15 protein-coding genes and 1 other RNA gene are annotated in these 16,876 nt (G+C 54.0%); 10 read left to right on the top strand and 6 right to left on the bottom strand.

Features of this window, described 5'->3' with window-relative positions; all coding sequences use genetic code 11:
• The first annotated feature begins 305 nt into the window (after positions 1-305).
• From secG to BLT01_RS14565, 6 genes are all read left to right on the top strand, one after another.
• Positions 306-533: a preprotein translocase subunit SecG gene (secG, locus tag BLT01_RS14590; protein ID WP_008300301.1), complete on the top strand. Its 228-nt coding sequence runs from the start codon at positions 306-308 to the stop codon at positions 531-533.
• A gap of 63 nt (positions 534-596) precedes the next feature.
• Positions 597-1,352 carry an alpha/beta hydrolase gene (locus tag BLT01_RS14585; RefSeq protein ID WP_092099009.1) on the top strand — a complete coding sequence of 252 codons (756 nt, stop codon included), beginning with the start codon at positions 597-599 and terminating at the stop codon, positions 1,350-1,352.
• Between the two features lie 40 nt (positions 1,353-1,392).
• Entirely contained in the window at positions 1,393-3,816 is a 2,424-nt protein-coding gene (gene rnr, locus BLT01_RS14580) for a ribonuclease R (protein WP_092099007.1), read from the top strand.
• 65 nt (positions 3,817-3,881) lie between these two features.
• A complete protein-coding gene (gene smpB / locus BLT01_RS14575) occupies positions 3,882-4,352 on the top strand; it encodes an SsrA-binding protein SmpB (protein WP_092099005.1) in 471 nt (156 codons plus the stop codon).
• Between the two features lie 141 nt (positions 4,353-4,493).
• Positions 4,494-4,851: a transfer-messenger RNA gene (gene ssrA, locus BLT01_RS14570) on the top strand.
• Positions 4,852-5,087: 236 nt separating this feature from the next.
• Positions 5,088-6,017, top strand: coding sequence for an NADP-dependent oxidoreductase (locus BLT01_RS14565; protein WP_218123207.1), 930 nt, complete (start codon positions 5,088-5,090; stop codon positions 6,015-6,017).
• 194 nt (positions 6,018-6,211) lie between these two features.
• On the opposite strand, the gene BLT01_RS14560 is transcribed toward BLT01_RS14565, so the two are convergent.
• Both BLT01_RS14560 and BLT01_RS14555 read right to left on the bottom strand, forming a co-directional pair.
• The gene (locus BLT01_RS14560) at positions 6,212-6,538 is read right to left on the bottom strand and encodes a transporter (protein ID WP_245696949.1); all 327 of its coding nucleotides are present in this window, start codon (positions 6,536-6,538) and stop codon (positions 6,212-6,214) included.
• Positions 6,539-6,898: 360 nt separating this feature from the next.
• Complete coding sequence (locus BLT01_RS14555; protein ID WP_092099003.1) at positions 6,899-8,416, bottom strand: glycine betaine uptake BCCT transporter; 1,518 nt, start codon at positions 8,414-8,416, stop codon at positions 6,899-6,901.
• 363 nt (positions 8,417-8,779) lie between these two features.
• Between BLT01_RS14555 and hutH the strand changes: the two genes are divergently transcribed.
• Positions 8,780-10,303: a histidine ammonia-lyase gene (gene hutH, locus BLT01_RS14550; RefSeq protein ID WP_092099001.1), complete on the top strand. Its 1,524-nt coding sequence runs from the start codon at positions 8,780-8,782 to the stop codon at positions 10,301-10,303.
• A gap of 39 nt (positions 10,304-10,342) precedes the next feature.
• Entirely contained in the window at positions 10,343-11,296 is a 954-nt protein-coding gene (locus BLT01_RS14545; RefSeq protein ID WP_092098998.1) for a 5'-3' exonuclease, read from the top strand.
• Positions 11,297-11,366: 70 nt separating this feature from the next.
• Here BLT01_RS14545 and BLT01_RS14540 read toward each other — a convergent pair whose 3' ends face one another.
• The 4 genes from BLT01_RS14540 to BLT01_RS14525 form a co-directional block, all read right to left on the bottom strand.
• Positions 11,367-11,879 (bottom strand): C39 family peptidase, encoded by a 513-nt coding sequence (locus tag BLT01_RS14540; protein WP_092098996.1) that lies wholly within the window; start codon positions 11,877-11,879, stop codon positions 11,367-11,369.
• 82 nt (positions 11,880-11,961) lie between these two features.
• Positions 11,962-12,282 carry a thioredoxin family protein gene (locus tag BLT01_RS14535; protein ID WP_092098994.1) on the bottom strand — a complete coding sequence of 107 codons (321 nt, stop codon included), beginning with the start codon at positions 12,280-12,282 and terminating at the stop codon, positions 11,962-11,964.
• A 61-nt stretch (positions 12,283-12,343) separates the two neighbouring features.
• Positions 12,344-12,724 carry a hypothetical protein gene (locus tag BLT01_RS14530; RefSeq protein ID WP_092098992.1) on the bottom strand — a complete coding sequence of 127 codons (381 nt, stop codon included), beginning with the start codon at positions 12,722-12,724 and terminating at the stop codon, positions 12,344-12,346.
• Positions 12,721-12,996, bottom strand: a complete 276-nt coding sequence (locus BLT01_RS14525) for a hypothetical protein (RefSeq protein ID WP_092098990.1) — start codon at positions 12,994-12,996, stop codon at positions 12,721-12,723. The genes BLT01_RS14530 and BLT01_RS14525 overlap by 4 nt, the downstream gene beginning before the upstream one ends.
• Positions 12,997-13,191: 195 nt before the next feature.
• Between BLT01_RS14525 and BLT01_RS14520 the strand changes: the two genes are divergently transcribed.
• Complete coding sequence (locus tag BLT01_RS14520; protein WP_092098988.1) at positions 13,192-15,579, top strand: 3-hydroxyacyl-CoA dehydrogenase/enoyl-CoA hydratase family protein; 2,388 nt, start codon at positions 13,192-13,194, stop codon at positions 15,577-15,579.
• 28 nt (positions 15,580-15,607) lie between these two features.
• Positions 15,608-16,786 carry an acetyl-CoA C-acetyltransferase gene (locus BLT01_RS14515; RefSeq protein WP_092098986.1) on the top strand — a complete coding sequence of 393 codons (1,179 nt, stop codon included), beginning with the start codon at positions 15,608-15,610 and terminating at the stop codon, positions 16,784-16,786.
• The last annotated feature ends 90 nt before the right edge of the window (positions 16,787-16,876 follow it).

Raw genomic sequence — 16,876 nt, 5'->3', positions numbered from 1 at the left:
TTGCAATATGGGATGCTGAATTGCCACATGGGATGCGGATTTGCGATATGGGATGCCAGTTTGCAATATGTCCCCCCAATTCGCCGCATGGCGCGCAGATTTGCAATATGGCCTCCCGATTTGCCGCATGGCGCGCGGATTTGCGCATGGCCCCCTGATTTGCAACATGGCCCCCCGATTCACCGCGTTAGCAATTCTCTGCCCGCAACTTCTTAACTTCTCATAAAGTTTTTCCGGGATAGTTGTGGCGGCAGTCTTGCTTTGATAGAATGGGTATAGTTGAGAATGGATCAGGAGGTGGGAAAATGCACACACTGCTCATGACATTGTTGCTGATTGTATCGATCGCGCTGATTGTCGTCGTCCTGTTGCAATCCGGGAAAAGTGCAGGTCTTTCCGGAGCCATCTCCGGTGGAGCGGAGCAACTGTTCGGAAAGCAGAAGGCACGGGGCCTTGACCTCGTCTTTCATCGCGTGACGATTATTTTGTCGGTCCTTTTCTTCGTGCTTGCCATTGCCGTCACGAAGTTTTGAATTAAAACCATCCGCCCGGCCGCATGCGCGGTTGGGCGTTTTTACATAGGAGGCACAACCATCATGAAAAAAGTGAAGCTGACCCCTCCAAAGCCGTTTTTCTTTAAGCACGGACCGAGGGCGGTGTTGCTCCTTCACGGTTTCCGAGGAAGCTCGGCGGATGTCCGTATGCTCGGGCGGTTCCTTGAGAAGCACGACTACACCTGCCTGGCTCCGCATTACTCGGGCCATGGCGTGGAACCGGAGGAGCTGCTGAAAACCGGTCCGTCTGACTGGTGGGCGGACGTGGAAAATGCTTACAGGCACCTGAAAGAGGAAGGCTACGAAGAAATAGCGGTTGTCGGATTATCCCTCGGAGGTGTGTTCACTCTCAAATTAGGGTATAACTATCCCGTAAAAGGGCTTGTATCCATGTGTGCACCCATGATCATGAAAAGCACGGACATCATGTTCGAGGGCGTGCTTCAGTACGCAGCGGAATTCAAGAAGTATGAAGGAAAAGAACCGGACAAGATCGAAGAGGAAGTAGAACAGATCCGGCAAAAGGGGATGGCATCTCTTCCGGCGCTAAGGGACTTGGTCCACGGCGTCCGGAATCATATCGATGAGGTGTATGCTCCTGTTTTCGTCGTTCAGGCGGAGCAGGACACAGTCATCGATCCGAAGTCCGCGGACATCATCTATGAAACCGTCGGATCCCCCCTGAAGAAAATCAAAAAGTATCCGGAGTCGGGCCATGTGATTACGCTCGGGCCGGAAAAAGAACAGCTCCATCAGGATATCCTTGAATTTCTGGATTCATTGGATTGGAGCCAATAAAATCTCGTCAAGAAGACAGGCCATTGCAGGAGGGATAGTGTTGGAAGACTATTTAAAGGAATTGCGTGATCGGATTCTTTCGTTCATGCGGGAAGACAGCTACAAACCGCTTACCGTACAGGAGATCCAGGAGGAACTGGACCTGACGGGTGCAGGCGAGTTCAAGGAGCTTGTAAAGGTTCTGGTTGAACTCGAGGAAAAGGGTGACGTGATCCGATCGCGTTCGGACCGTTACGGCGTGCCGGAGCGGATGGACATCATCCGGGGACGCTTTATCGGACATGCCAAAGGTTTCGGCTTTGTCGTGCCGGAAGAAGAGGGCATGGATGATATTTTCATTCCGCCAAACGAAACAAACACGGCGATGAACGGCGATACGGTCCTGATCAAACTTATGAAAGAATCAGGCGGCGACAGGCAGGAAGGATCGGTCATCCGGATTGCGGAACGGAAAAATACGAAAGTCGTCGGAACGTTCCAGGCACATCGCGGCTTTGGTTTTGTCATTGCGGATGACAAGAAACTTCCGATGGACGTGTTTGTATCCAAAGAGAACACGCTCGGCGCGGTCGATGGCCACAAGGTTGTCGTGGAAATCACGGAATGGCCGAGTGAGCGGAAGTCCGCCGAAGGCATCGTTGTCCAGGTACTGGGCCATAAAAACGATCCGGGTGTCGACATTCTCTCGATTATCTATAAATATGGGATTGAAATCGAATTCCCTGAAGAAGTCATCAATCATGCGAACCGTGTTCCGGATGAAATCCGGGAGCAGGACCTGTTCAAGCGCCGTGATCTCCGCGGCGAGCAGATCGTCACGATTGACGGGGCAGAAGCGAAGGACCTTGACGATGCCGTCACAGTGACCAAAAACAGCGACGGCACCTACAAGCTCGGTGTACACATCGCGGATGTCAGCTATTACGTGACAGAGAATTCTCCAATTGACGAAGAGGCACGTGAGCGCGGAACGAGTGTTTACCTGACAGACAGGGTCATCCCGATGATTCCTCACCGTCTGTCGAACGGCATCTGCTCTCTGAACCCGAATGTCGACCGCCTTACGCTCAGCTGCGAAATGGTCATCGACAGCAAGGGCAAAGTCGTGTCCCATGAAATCTTCCAGAGCGTGATCCGCACAGTGGAGCGGATGACTTACCACGATGTCTATCAGATCATCGAAGAAAAAGACGAGGAGCTCCGCGCGCGCTACGAACCGCTTGTGCCGATGTTCGAGCATATGGCGGAATTGGCTGCCATCCTGCGCCAGCGCAGATTCGACCGCGGGGCGATCGACTTCGACTTCAAGGAGTCGAAAATCATCGTGGACGAGGAAGGATGGCCGACCGACGTTGTCGTACGCGAACGGACGGTAGCGGAAAAGCTGATTGAAGAATTCATGCTTGTCGCGAACGAAACAGTCGCAGAACATTTCCACTGGCTCCGGGTCCCATTCATCTACCGGATCCATGAAGATCCAAAGTCCGAGAAGCTGGAGCGGTTCTTTGAGTTCATCACCAACTTCGGCCTGCTCGTGCGCGGCACGGCAAACAAAGTCCACCCGCGTGCGCTTCAGGAAATCCTGGAGTCGATTTCCGGAGAGCCGGAAGAACCGGTCGTCTCCACCATGCTTCTGCGCTCGATGCAGCAGGCGAGGTACTCCGAACTGAGCCTCGGCCATTTCGGATTGTCCAGCGAGTTCTATACGCACTTCACCTCGCCGATCCGGCGGTATCCGGACCTTCTCGTCCACCGGCTGATCAGGACGTATCTGATCGAAAAGGACACGTCACCCGCCACCATTGCCAAATGGAAGGGGGAAATCCCGGAAATCGCAGAGCATTCCTCCGATATGGAACGCAGGGCAGTCGATGCAGAGCGGGATACGGAAGCACTCAAGAAATCCCAGTTCATGGTCGACAAGGTCGGAGAAGAGTTCGAGGGCATCATTTCCTCGGTTACGAACTTCGGATTGTTTGTCGAGCTTGAAAATACGATCGAAGGGCTCGTCCATGTCTCCTACATGACCGATGACTACTACTGGTTCGATGAGCGCAACTTGATGATGGTCGGCGAGCATACGGCCAAGCAGTTCCGGATCGGGGACAAAGTGAAAGTCCGTGTCATCTCCGTCAAGCCGGAAGAATCGGCAATCGACTTTGAGCTGGCCGACATGGACAGCACCAATGCGCCGGTGCGCCGGACGCGCAAAGACTCGCCGAAAGTCATCCGGACCAAGGGTGACACAAGAGGCGGCGGTAAAGGTCGCGGCGAAGGCGGACGCGACTCCGGCGGCAATCGCGGCGGGGGCCGAAACGGCGGCGGACGCGGCGGAAACCGGAACAGTGGTTCCGGAAGACCGTCCGGACAGGGCGGCTCCGGCGGCAAAAACCGCTCCCGCGGCGGCAGCGGAAACAGAAGCGGCCGCAGCAACGCTCCGCGCGGCGGCAACCGTCAAAAATAACAGATCACCCAAGACACCGGACGGCATCCTGCCGTCCCGTTGTCCGTTATAAAGGGGGGAAAACGATGGCAAAAGCGAATGACCAACGTGTCCTGGCACAAAACAAGAAAGCCGGGCATGACTACTTCATCGAAGATACGATCGAGGCGGGCATTGTCCTGCAAGGGACCGAAATCAAATCCATCCGGAAAGGCAAGGTCCAGCTGCGGGATGCTTTTATCCGGATCCGGAATAACGAAGCATGGATCTCAAACATGCACGTAAGTCCGTATGAACAGGGGAACCGTTACAATCACGACCCTCTCCGCGCAAGGAAACTACTGCTTCACAAAAAGCAGATCAATCAGCTGATCGGCAAGACGAAGGAAGAGGGATTCTCGATCATCCCGCTGAAGATGTACGTCAAAAATGGGTATGCGAAAGTATTGATTGGCGTGGCAAAGGGCAAGAAGAAATACGACAAGCGGGAAGACCTGAAGAAGAAAGAACACAAGCGGGAGATGGAGCGGGCATTCAAGGTTAAGCAGCAATATTGAATGCGTTCCGCCTGCAAGCGGAGAAGCTGTAGTGAATGCCTGCGCTTGCAATCGGGCACGAAATACCCTATAATAAGGGTCACAGATTGCCAGTGCAGTGAGTTTCAGTGATCCTTTTCAGGATTTCCAAACTTCCCATGCGGGGACGTTTTGGATTCGACAGGGATGGTCTGAGCTCCGGTTGCGCGTCGGAGGGTCGGCTCCGTATCAACGACATTTAACAACAACTGGCAAAACTAACAACAACCTCGCTTTCGCAGCGTAAGCTGCTGAAACGGTCCTCCGGTTCCATCGCCCATGTGGCATCTGAGGACTCACTTATCAGTGGGATACGACGTCTGTCCGCCGCCTGAGGCCGACGTAAGAGATTAACAGGATAGCGCGCAGGACGCCTGCTGACCGGCAGAATGCCGCGCGAACTCTAATCGATCAGCTACACGCGTAGAAGCCGGAGTATTGGAGTCTCTGGACGCGGGTTCGAATCCCGCCGTCTCCATAAAGCAAAATAATGGATTTTCAGTGAACGCCCCAAACCTTCTTAACTCGAGGTTTGGGGCGTTTTTCATGTCATCCGAATTCGGAAAAGTAGTTAATCATAATCTCCCAAATTAATTTCTGAAAAAGAAATTTTTAAATGAAGGATATCTTGAAAATATTTCTGTACAGTAACATGATAATAGGACCTTAAAGTTCTGTTAAATTTATTCCACAACGAAAGTTCAAGGGGGACCAGAAATGGGGAAAATGCAGGCTTTCGTGAGGGTAGATGCACAAAATGATCGTATCGAGTTGCAAGAAGTGCCAATTCCTGAATTAGATAAGGATGAAGTGCTTGTGAAGGTTCAAGCTTTTGGAGTCGGTATTCATGATCGATATTTTATCCCCGCTAATGTCCGCTTCCCATATCCGATTGGAACTGAGGCAGCTGGCATTATCACAAAAACCGGAGGTGAAGTTTCTGATTTTCAAGCTGGGGATAGAATTATACTTTCCAGTAGCCTGCAACCAAAAGGCGGGTGTTGGGCACAGTATGTGGCTGTTTCATCTGATATGCTCATTCCTTTGCCGGATACACTCGATTTCATACTAGGGGCAGCTATTCCGGTAGCCGGGAAAACAGCCGTTGAATGCATGCAGGCTCTTGGTCTTAAAGAAGGAGAGACGTTGTTTGTAGCCGGTGCCTCCGGAGCGATTGGGACATTGATTATACAAATGGCAAAAAATCAAGGCATACGAGTTATCGGTTCGGCATCCAGTAAAAATCATAAGTATATGCTATCACTTGGTGCTGAAAAAGCAGTCGATTATTCAACTCCGGATTGGAAAGGACACGTTAAACGATGGATTCCTGGCGGCACAGATGCAGCTTTAGCCATTCAGCCTGGAACAGGCAAAGATAGTATGGACGTTGTAAAAGATGGTGGAAAAGTGATTACTGTTTCCGGTGACAGAGTTGGCCCGGAAAGAAGCATTACAGTACAACAATTCCAGCACCAGCTAGACATCCGACATACAATACGCAATCTGGCTGATGACATTTCAAGAGGGAAGATTCGCCTCGAAATTGAGCGGATCTATCCATTTAAGCAGGCTTTAGAGGCTTTGACAAAAACAGAGACAAGGCACGCCAGGGGAAAGCTTGTTGTTGCGGTGGCAGGAAGCTGAACAACCTGTCTGTATTATTCGATTACCGGGCGCGAGAATTGAATCTTTGTATCGGCGCCGGCTTCCGGGCCGACCATTGAAAACAAGCACCCGTAACGGAAAATCACACGGATGCTATAGAAAAGAACCGCCACTCACAGATTCTGAGTGGCGGCTCTTCAACGGTTTTCAGTGGCTTTTGTACGCCTGCAGGTTCAGCAGGAAAACGACTGGATTTCGTCGAGGTCGATCCCGAAATACTCCCACCGGTGCTGTCTTGATCTCCAACGGTAACCGGCAACCGAGCGCCTGCCGACGAATGTCGGGAAGAACCAAAAGCGCTGTCCGTTCTCAAGCCGAACGTGAGTCACTTGGTTGAGGCACCTTCGGATGGCACCGGGATCCACTGCCCTCGGTACGTTCGGGGGAAGTGGTGCCGGCCGTCCCGGCCATCCGGGTCTCCCTGGCCTTCCGGGCTGTCCGGGGAACCCGGGCATGCCTCTGCCGCCATCATCCCAGTCCCCCCACGGCAGCCAATCCATCGGAGACTCCCACATGTCTCCTCCACCGGGTCTGTTAACCATGATTCCACTCCTTCCGGCAATCTTACGTATCCTATGCAGGAAGTTGGGGTAGGACCGGGCACCGGCCCGGGGAAGCACGGCCTCCAGCCGGTCCGGTAAATATAAAAACCACGCATCCCATAGCGAAACGCCCTGTCGGTGCCGAGAGGATTAAAGCAACGCCCGCGGACTAGCGGGCGCCGTCACAAAGAACAGTGTCTGTGCACCAAAGCGGATATCCGGAGGATTATACGAATAAGAAAAGACTGCAGACAAAGGGGCAAAACACTCACTTTGTCTACAGTCTGAGGGCTGCCTCTGTAGGGTGGCCCTGTTTTCTTAAGATCGTGTTCTTCTTTTGAATTCTTCCGATTTAATCAACCGTTGGTGATCGTTCGACATTGCCTTAATCAGAGAAATCATCATCAGCATCATGATGACGGAAAACGGCAAGGCCGCGATGATCAGTGAATTCTGGAGGGCGGTCAGGCCATTGGCATACAGCAGGATGATCGCAATGGTCGCCTGCAGGCCTCCCCAAGTCAACTTCACGCCGTTTGGTGGTGTGAGAGATCCATATGTCGTTTGCATGCCGAGAACGAACGTGGCAGAGTCGGCCGAGGTGATGAAGAAGATGGAGACCAACAGGATGGCTGTGATAGACAGGATCCAGAACATCGGCAACTGTTCAAAGACCCCGAACAATGTTTCTTCCGTCAGCAGGCCTGTCAGGTCCGTGCCGGAATTTTGGACATCAATTGCCGTAACGCCGAACACCGAGAACCAGAAAAAGCTCACGAGCGTCGGGAGGAGCAGGACACCTGTCAGAAACTCCCTGATGGTCCGCCCCCTTGATACTCGGGCGATGAAGATGCCGACAAATGGAGACCAGGAAATCCACCATGCCCAATAGAAGATGGTCCATCCGTCAATCCATTCACGCGCCTCCGAATCCAGCGGGGCGGAACGGAAGCTCATGCGGGGCAGGTTCTGGAGATACGAGCCGATCGTATCGGTAAACATGTTCATGATGAGCAATGTCGGTCCTACAACAAGAATGAGGCCCAGGAGAATCACTGCCAATACGAGGTTCGTATTGGACAGGATCTTGATGCCTTTTCCAAGACCTGACCAGGCGGAAATCGTGAACAGGATGGTGACGATGATGATAATGATCGTCTGGACACCGAGGCTGATCGGGATGTCCCACAGATAGGACAGGCCGCCGTTGATTTGGATGGCCCCGAAACCGAGGGTTGTAGCCACCCCAAAGACAGTCGCGAATACAGCGAGCACATCGATCAGTTTTCCGAGAGGCCCGTTCATCCGCTCTTCACCGAAAATTGGCCGCAAAGTAGAAGAGATCAGACCGGGATAGCCGCGGCGGAACTGGAAATAGGCGAGGGCCAGTGCGACCAATCCGTAGACGGCCCATGCATGGATCCCCCAATGGAAGAACGTATAGCGCATCGACTCGATAAACGCTTCGCGTGTTCCCGGTTCTTCCGTTGCAGGATCAATCGCATAATGGGAAAGCGGCTCTGCCGCACCCCAGAAGACGAGTCCGATTCCCATGCCGGCCGAAAACAGCATTGCGAACCAGCTGATGGTCGAGAACTCCGGGCGATCTTCAGGTTTGCCCAATCGCATTTTGCCAAGCGGGCTGACAATCATGGCAAGGCAGAAAATGACGATTACCGTCACAATCAGCAGATAATACCATCCAAAAGTGGATGTGATAAATGCAGTCATGGAGCTGGTGACCCGCTCGAAACTGTTCGGAGCGAAAGTCCCGTAGCCCACTGCGAGGATCACAAGTGCGACTGCGATCCAAAATACACTGGATACTTTCTTCAATATCGTCCCTCCAATATCATTCGATTTTCGGGAAAGTGCACACAGTGACCGACCTTAACGCAACTTTCCGGGTACTGTCAAGGATGAGGCATCCCCGGGGCAAGAAAATCGGACCTGTACGGTCATCTTGCACTTGCAGATTCCGGATGAAACCGTCTGACGGAAAAATGTTGGGTTCCCTTCACCCGGCCCCGGTTTTCAGTACCATGAATCATCATTTCCTAATACCCTAAAACGGTGTGATGAAACGAAGTTTCCTTTCGCCGAGTAAACGGCTGGCTTATTAATGCAGCAGGAAAAATCGGAAGTCTACTGAAGGCGCTAACAAATTTCGTTAAGATGTAGGTAGAAGGGGCTGACGTGATGATCACACTGACCGGAAGCGGGCTGACGCTAGGACAACTAAAACGGATTGTCATCGGCAAAGAGAAAGTGTGCCTTTGTCCCGAAGCGGTGAATAAGGTGAAGCAAAGCAGGGCTGCCGTTGAGCAAATCATTGCAGATGGGCGGACGGCATACGGCATTAATACGGGTTTCGGCAAATTCAGCGACGTAACCATCCATTCTGAGCATACGGAAGCACTTCAGCTGCATCTTGTCCGTTCTCATGCGTGCGGACTTGGCGAGCCCTTTTCCGAGGAAGTGGCCCGTGCAATGGCCGTCCTCCGGCTGAATGCACTTTTGAAGGGGCACTCGGGCATCCGGCCGGTTGTGCTGGAGCGATTGCGCGACATGGTGAACCTCGGGATTTCTGCTGTTATCCCGAACCAGGGTTCGCTTGGGGCGTCAGGGGACCTGGCACCGCTCGCGCACTTGGCGCTTGCACTGATCGGGGAAGGAGAGGTCACACTGGACGGAATCACCTTGCCTGCCGGTCAGGCGTGGGAAAAGAAGGGCATCCGGCCGGTGCGCCTGCGTGCGAAGGAGGGGCTTGCCCTCATTAATGGAACCCAGGCGATGACGGCTTGCGGTGCACTGGCTTTTCTTGAAGCCGAACAGCTTGCCATGCAGTCCGAGTGGATAGCGGGACTGACGATCGAAGCACTCAGGGGAATCACGGACGCTTTCCATCCGGCCGTCCATGCGGCAAGAGGTTATCCGGAGCAAGCAGCGGTTGCGGAACGCATGAGAGATTGGCTCGATGGCAGCCGGCTCACCACTCGCCAGGGGGAAATGCGGGTCCAGGATGCTTATTCGATCCGCTGCATCCCTCAAGTGCACGGGGCGACATGGCAGGTGCTGGGCTACGTCAGGGAAAAGCTCGAGATAGAAATGAACGCGGCGACGGACAATCCGCTTATTTTTGATGATGGGGAGAACGTCATCTCCGGAGGCAATTTCCACGGACAGCCGGTGGCGTTCGCGATGGATTTCCTGAAAATCGGCATGTCCGAGCTCGCCAATATTTCCGAGCGGCGCACCGAGCGTCTCGTCAATCCCCAGCTGAGTGCGGGACTGCCGCCGTTTCTCAGCCCGGAACCGGGGCTGCAATCGGGTGCCATGATTCTTCAGTATGCCGCGGCAAGCATCGTATCCGAAAACAAGACGCTGGCTCATCCGGCTTCCGTCGATTCCATCCCTTCCTCGGCCAACCAGGAAGACCATGTAAGCATGGGGACCATTGCCGCCCGGCATGCCGCCCGGATTGTGGGAAATGTCAGGCGTGTGCTGGCCGTTGAAGCTTTTTGCGCGTTCCAGGCTTGCGGAATCCGCGGAGAAGAAAAGTTGTCTCCGCCACTCCGGCAGAAATGGGATGTTTTGGCAGGGTTTGTTCCATCTCTCACAGAAGACCGGATATTCAGCAAAGACATCGCCAAAATAGAGCGCTGGCTTCTTGAGGAAGCCAGGAAACCTGATCCGCATTCCGACACAGCGGACGGTTCCTGAGGTATGATGGAAGGACGCAATTAATGAAAAGGTGATGGCATGGATACATTGGAAAAAGCGGAAACGGCAAAGCGGAAAGAAACGGAGCGTCCGAAGCTGTTATTGATTGATGGCATGGCGGTTTTGTTCCGTGCATTTTTTGCTACGTCCGTTCACGGACGCTTTATGAGGAATGAAGAAGGGATTCCGACAAATGCGGTCCAGGGGTTTCTTGGCCATGCCTTGTCAGCGCAGTCCATATTCCGGCCGACCCATATCGCTGTCTGCTGGGACATGGGGGCCTATACATTCCGGAATGATCTGTATGAAGGTTATAAGGCGAACCGCCCTGAGCCGCCGGAAGAGATGAAGCCGCAGTTTGATCTGGGCCGGGAGTCCGCTTATCTGCTCGGCTGGAAAAGTTTCGGAATGAACGGTGTGGAAGCGGATGACCTGATCGGTTCGCTTGTTGCGCGATGGAAAGACGAGGCGGATATCCTTGTCGTCACCGGCGACAGGGACCTGTTGCAACTGCTTGCACCCGGTGTCCGGATCGCCTTCATGAAAAAGGGGCACACGGTTTTTGACATTTATACAGACGATCGCTTCCGGGAGGAATACGGATTCGAACCCGATCAGTTCGTCGACTTAAAGGCGTTCACGGGTGACGCCAGTGATGGATACCCCGGGGTCAAAGGCATCGGGCCGAAGACGGCTACGAAACTGATCCAGGAATACGGTTCCGTCAAAGGGGTGCTTCAGCATCTCGACGACCTGAAGCCTGCTGTCCGGAAAAAAATCACCGAACAGTTGGATATGCTTCACTTGTCCCGTGAATTGGCCGAGATCGACTGCCACGTGGTGTTCGATGCGGAAATCGACAGGCTGGAAGTGCCGGTGTATGGCCCGGATACCGCACAGGCGCTCGAAACGGAAGGCTATCCGACTGCCGCCAGGCGCCTCCTGACCCTTTTCCCGGGGTTCGGTGAACAGGAAGAATGGCCATTCTCCTGAAATTCTTACCGGAAACCAGAAAACCGCCGCAGACGGTATGCGGCGGTTTTCTCATGTCATTCAATAGGACTCACTTTTGCATAGGCGTCACCCTGACAAAGGTCAGGATCGCCCGATTCCGGGAGTAGGAGACCCGGCGGATCCGGCTGGGGCGGCCGCGGCCTCCGTTATCATGAACGACGAGCACTGTATCGCCGCCTTCCTCGCTGAAGCCGACAACCGGCACCCAGTGGTAGGCGAACGTATAGGTTCCAAACCAGCGGAATGAGAACCACTTGTCGAATTTTGCCGCGACCGGACGTCCGTCCAGGATTTCTTGTTTCAGTTCCCCGATTGAACACGTTTGTACGGACCATCCACTTCCGAGAATACGGGAAACGCCTTTGACAAACTTCCGGACGGACAGACCCAGAGGCGTACCGCCGAATGACCGGTAAAGATCGGACGCGGACATCGGACAGGCACCAAGAAGGTGCCCGATCATCGTGTATGCCGTCACCGGCCCGCATGCGGAGTTTTGCTGGGCCGGGTCGATATCCGGATCATATTGAGATTTTCCCCTGAAAGACTCAATCAAACTCATGCCGAATCCTCCTCTTTAATAGATGGCCTGATTATAACGCGAGATCAGGGCATACAAAAAAGGAAGGCGGTCGCCTTCCGGGTTAGGCCTGATAGCTGTCGAGGAATGTGGTCACCTGGTCCGGTGTCTTGGCATTGGCGCTGTGGAGATGAGCCTTTTTCTCGCCGTCCTTGAAAACAAGAAGGCTCGGGATTCCCATTACTTCGTACTTGTCCGCAACTTCAGGAAGAGCATCGCGGTCCACTTCGTACCAGGTAAACTGATTGTACTTTTCTTCAATCGGCCCGATGAACATATCCATCCGGCGGCAGTCCGGGCACCAGCTCGCGTCAAACTTGATCAGTGACTGTTCCGGCTTATTAATGATTTCATAGAATTGCTCGGTTGTCGTAATTTTTTTCAACTCTATCCCTCCCATACGGATAGTGTACACTTTCCCGCAGGGCGATGGGTAGCCACTTGTTTCAGACAACCGGAGGCGTGGCGCCTTGGAGTTTCTGGATCGCTTTTTCATAGTCCTCCCGTTTTGCGGCATCCGGCGATATCCAGCCGTGCCGTGTAATCAAGTCGCGCAGGTTCCTCCGGGTGCTGTTGGAGTTCTGAATGAAGCTGGAGAGGAGAGACTCGAGCTGGCTGCTGTATGTTTGGTTTTCGGCCGCGAGATAAAGCTGGCCAAGTTGCTCTTCCATGCTGAGCAGGAGGATGGCCATTTCCTTGTCATCCAGAGAACCATCATTTTGACTTTGCTCCTTATTGGAACCGCCTGATGAATCCTGTTTATTTTTCTTTTCCGTGGACTGATCACTATTCTGATTTTCTTCTTTGCCGCTTTCTTCGTCCGTCATTGCGCCTGATCCCTCTCTTTCTTCAGGAATTCCAGAATTTCACTGGCCTGTTTCAAGTGATCCTTCTGGATGCTCCCGAATTCTTTTTTTAAATCAGGCAACTTGGTTGATGCGGCAGCCGCTCCGTACATTTTTGCGCACAGTTTGCTGAGCTCCATGATTTCCGCCAAGTCCCCGATGTTTCGGGGGGTGACAGTATCTGATTTGAATAACTCGGGGCCGGGATCGGATTCATTTCCGTTTTTGATGGCCGGCTTGGAGAAGATGCCCATGTAAGGTCCTCCTCTTATGCATGATTTAAAGGTAGGATGCCCATGGAAAATAAAAAGATGAGCGGAAATTCATTTTTTTCTGTCGGTCATGTTGCACATTGTGGTGAAATATTCTAAACTATGAATAAAGCAGTTGCTGATTTTTTTTGGCAACAAAATGAATGAGCATTCATTCAAGTAGAAGGAGGCAATCACGTGGCTCACCAAATCAACAAGGCCGCCGTTATCGGATCCGGTGTTATGGGCTCCGGCATCGCGGCCCATCTCGCAAACATCGGCATTCCTGTTCTTCTGTTGGACATCGTGCCGAACAAGCTGACGGCGGAAGAAGAAGCAAAGGGGCTTACACTCGAAGACCGCAAAGTCCGCAATCGGCTGACGGACCAGGCGCTCAAAAACATGAAAAAGCAAAAGCCGGCGCCGCTTGCGTCCAAGGACAGCCTATCGCGGATTTCTACGGGCAATCTGGAGGATGATCTCGACAAGCTCAAGGAAGCGGACTGGATCATCGAAGTTGTGGTAGAGAACCTCGAGATCAAGAAAGCGCTTTATGAAAAAATCGAAGGGGTCCGCTCGGAGCACGCGATCGTTTCCTCGAACACATCCGGCATCAGTATCGAAGCGATGGCGGAAGGGCGATCGGAAGGGTTCCGCAAGCATTTCCTCGGCACGCACTTCTTTAACCCGCCGCGCTATCTGAAACTGCTTGAAGTCATTCCGACAAAAGATACGGCGCCTGGAGTGCTCGACTTTATGGTCCGTTTCGGGGAAGACCGCCTCGGCAAGGGGGTCGTCATCGCGAAGGATACGCCGAACTTCATCGGCAACCGGATCGGGACATACGGTCTTCTCATCACACTCCGCGAAATGATGGAGCGCGGCTTTTCGGTCGGTGAAGTCGACTCGGTCACCGGGGCACTGATCGGCCGTCCGAAGTCGGCCACCTTCCGCACGCTGGATGTGGTCGGTCTCGATACGTTCGTCCATGTTGCGAAAAACGTATTTGACCAGACGGAAGGCGAGGAAAAGGAAGTGTTCCGCACACCGGATTTCCTCGTGAAGATGGTGGAAAACGGATGGCTGGGCGCCAAGGCGAAGCAGGGCTTTTACCTGAAGGAAGGCAAGGAGATCAGCGAGATCGATCCGGCCACGCTTGAGTACTCGCCGCAGAAAAAATTGAAAGCGCCTTCCATCGAGATGGCAAAACAGCAAAAGGGCGATGCCAAGCTGAAGACGCTCGTCTACGCCAATGACCGCGCGGGTGAACTGCTATGGAACATCCTTGCGCCGACCTTCCTGTACTCCGCGGAGAAAGTCGGGGAAATTGCAGACGACATCGCCTCGATCGACAACGCGATGAAGTGGGGCTTCGGCTGGAAACAGGGTCCATTTGAACTGTGGGATGCGATTGGCGTCGAGAAGTCGGTCAAGCGCATGAAGGAAGAAGGCAGGGAGATACCCGGATTTGTCAAAAAGCTGCTTGATTCCGGAAACGCTTCTTTCTATCAGGATGATGAAGGAACCTTGAGTTATTTTGACGGTGAAGGCTATTCCCCTGTTCAGGCCAATGCCAAAGAGATTGACCTGAAAAAATGGAAAGCCCGCCACGGCGTCATCAGGAAAAACAGCGGCGCAAGCCTGATCGACCTCGGTGACGGCATCGCGCTGCTTGAGTTTACCTCCCAAGCGAACTCGCTCGGCCCGGATGTGATCAAAATGCTCCTAGATTCCCTGGAAGAAGTCGAGAACAACGAGCAATACAAGGGGCTGGTCATCGCGAATCAGGGGAAAAACTTCTCGGTCGGGGCAAACCTCGGCATGATCCTCATGGAAGCACAGGACGACAACATCTTCGAACTGGACTTCATGATCAAATCCTTCCAGGATGCCATGATGAAAGTCCGTTATTCGAAAAAGCCGGTCGTCGTCGCGCCGCATGGCATGACGCTTGGCGGGGGTGCGGAAATCACGCTGCCTGCCGCACATATCCAGGCGACGATGGAGACGTATATCGGTCTCGTGGAAACCGGTGTCGGCCTGATTCCGGGTGGAGGCGGCAATATCAGCCTTTACCGCAAACATCTTGAAGGAATGCCGAACGGCGTCAAGGCGGACTACGTCGACATCGCGGCAACAGTGTTCGAGACGATCGCGATGGCGAAGGTCTCGACATCCGGAGAGGAAGCAAGAGAAAACAATTTCCTCGGAAAGGCGGATGGCGTCAGCGCCAACCGGGACCATCAGATCCATGACGCAAAGCAGGCCGCGCTTGCCCTCTACGAAGCGGGCTACACGCCGCCTTCCAAGCGGACAGTTCCTGTTGCGGGCGAGCCGGGCTACGCCGCCATGATAGTCGGTGCGGAAGGCATGCACTTGTCCGGATACATCAGTGATCACGACCTGAAGATTGCAAAGAAGCTCGCTCACGTCCTATCCGGCGGCAAAGTTCCGTACGGTACGGAAGTGGATGAACAGTACATGCTCGATCTTGAGCGGGAAGCGTTCCTGCAACTTGTCGCAGAACCGAAATCCCAGCAGCGGATGCAACACATGCTCGTGAAAGGCAAGCCGCTCCGCAACTGAGCGGACGGCAGACGGAGGAGGATGAACGATGCGTGAAGCAGTAATTGTGGCCGGCGCAAGGACGCCGGTTGGAAAAGCAAAGAAAGGATCCCTGGCAACGGTCCGCCCTGATGATTTTGCCGCGCTGACGGTGAAAGAGACGCTACGGCGCGCCGGCGGCTATGATGGACCGATCGACGATTTCATCGTCGGGTGCGCGATGCCGGAAGCGGAGCAGGGCATGAACGTCGCCCGCCTGATCGGCGGGCTTGCCGGCCTGCCGGATACCGTGCCTGCCGTGACGGTGAATCGGTTCTGCTCATCCGGTCTTCAGACAATCGCAACCGGTGCCCACCAGATCATGCTCGGCCATGCGGAAACGGTCCTTGCGGGCGGCACCGAATCGATGAGCATGGTGCCAATGATGGGCAATACGGTCCGCCCGAACGCGACGCTCGCGGAAACGGCGCCTGAATACTATATGGGCATGGGCCATACCGCGGAGCAGGTCGCGATGAAATACGGCGTGAGCCGCGAAGATCAGGATGCATTTGCGGTCCGCTCCCATAAGCGCGCCGCGGCCGCAATACGTGAAGGCAAATTCAAGGATGAGATCGTGCCGGTTGACGTGACGCGCCGCACGGTCGGTGCCGACGGCAAATTGAAAGAAGAGACGTTTACCTTCGATATGGATGAAGGCGTACGCGAAGGCACCAATATGGAAACCCTCGCGAAGCTGCGCCCGGCGTTCAATGTGAAAGGAACGGTCACGGCGGGGAACGCTTCCCAGACATCGGACGGAGCGGGCACAGTCCTCATCATGGACCGTGAAAAGGCGGAAGCGGAAGGCTTGAAGCCGATCGCCAAGTTCCGCTCGTTCGCAGTCGGCGGCGTTCCGCCGGAAGTGATGGGCATCGGCCCGATCGAAGCCGTGCCGAAAGCGCTCAAGCTCGCCGGCCTGTCTGTGGAAGACATCGATGTGTGGGAGCTGAACGAAGCATTCGCCTCCCAGTCACTACAGGTCATGCGCCATCTCGGTCTGGATGAAGACAAAGTCAACGTCAACGGCGGCGCAATTGCGCTCGGACACCCGCTGGGCGCAACCGGTACAATCCTCACGCTCAGGCTCATGAACGAGCTTAAACGCCGCAACGAACAATTCGGCGTTGTCACCATGTGCATCGGCGGAGGAATGGGAGCCGCCGGCGTATTCGAGATGTTGAATTAAAAGCGGAGAGCGGTTGGTCACGGGCGACAGGCATAAGATGGCCTGCGCAGTGAGGCCTGCCTCACGGAGCGGGACGACTTATGACCCGAG

Source organism: Bhargavaea beijingensis (assembly GCF_900101985.1).
Lineage (GTDB): Bacteria > Bacillota > Bacilli > Bacillales_A > Planococcaceae > Bhargavaea > Bhargavaea beijingensis.
This window is presented reverse-complemented; position numbering and strand designations above follow the sequence as displayed.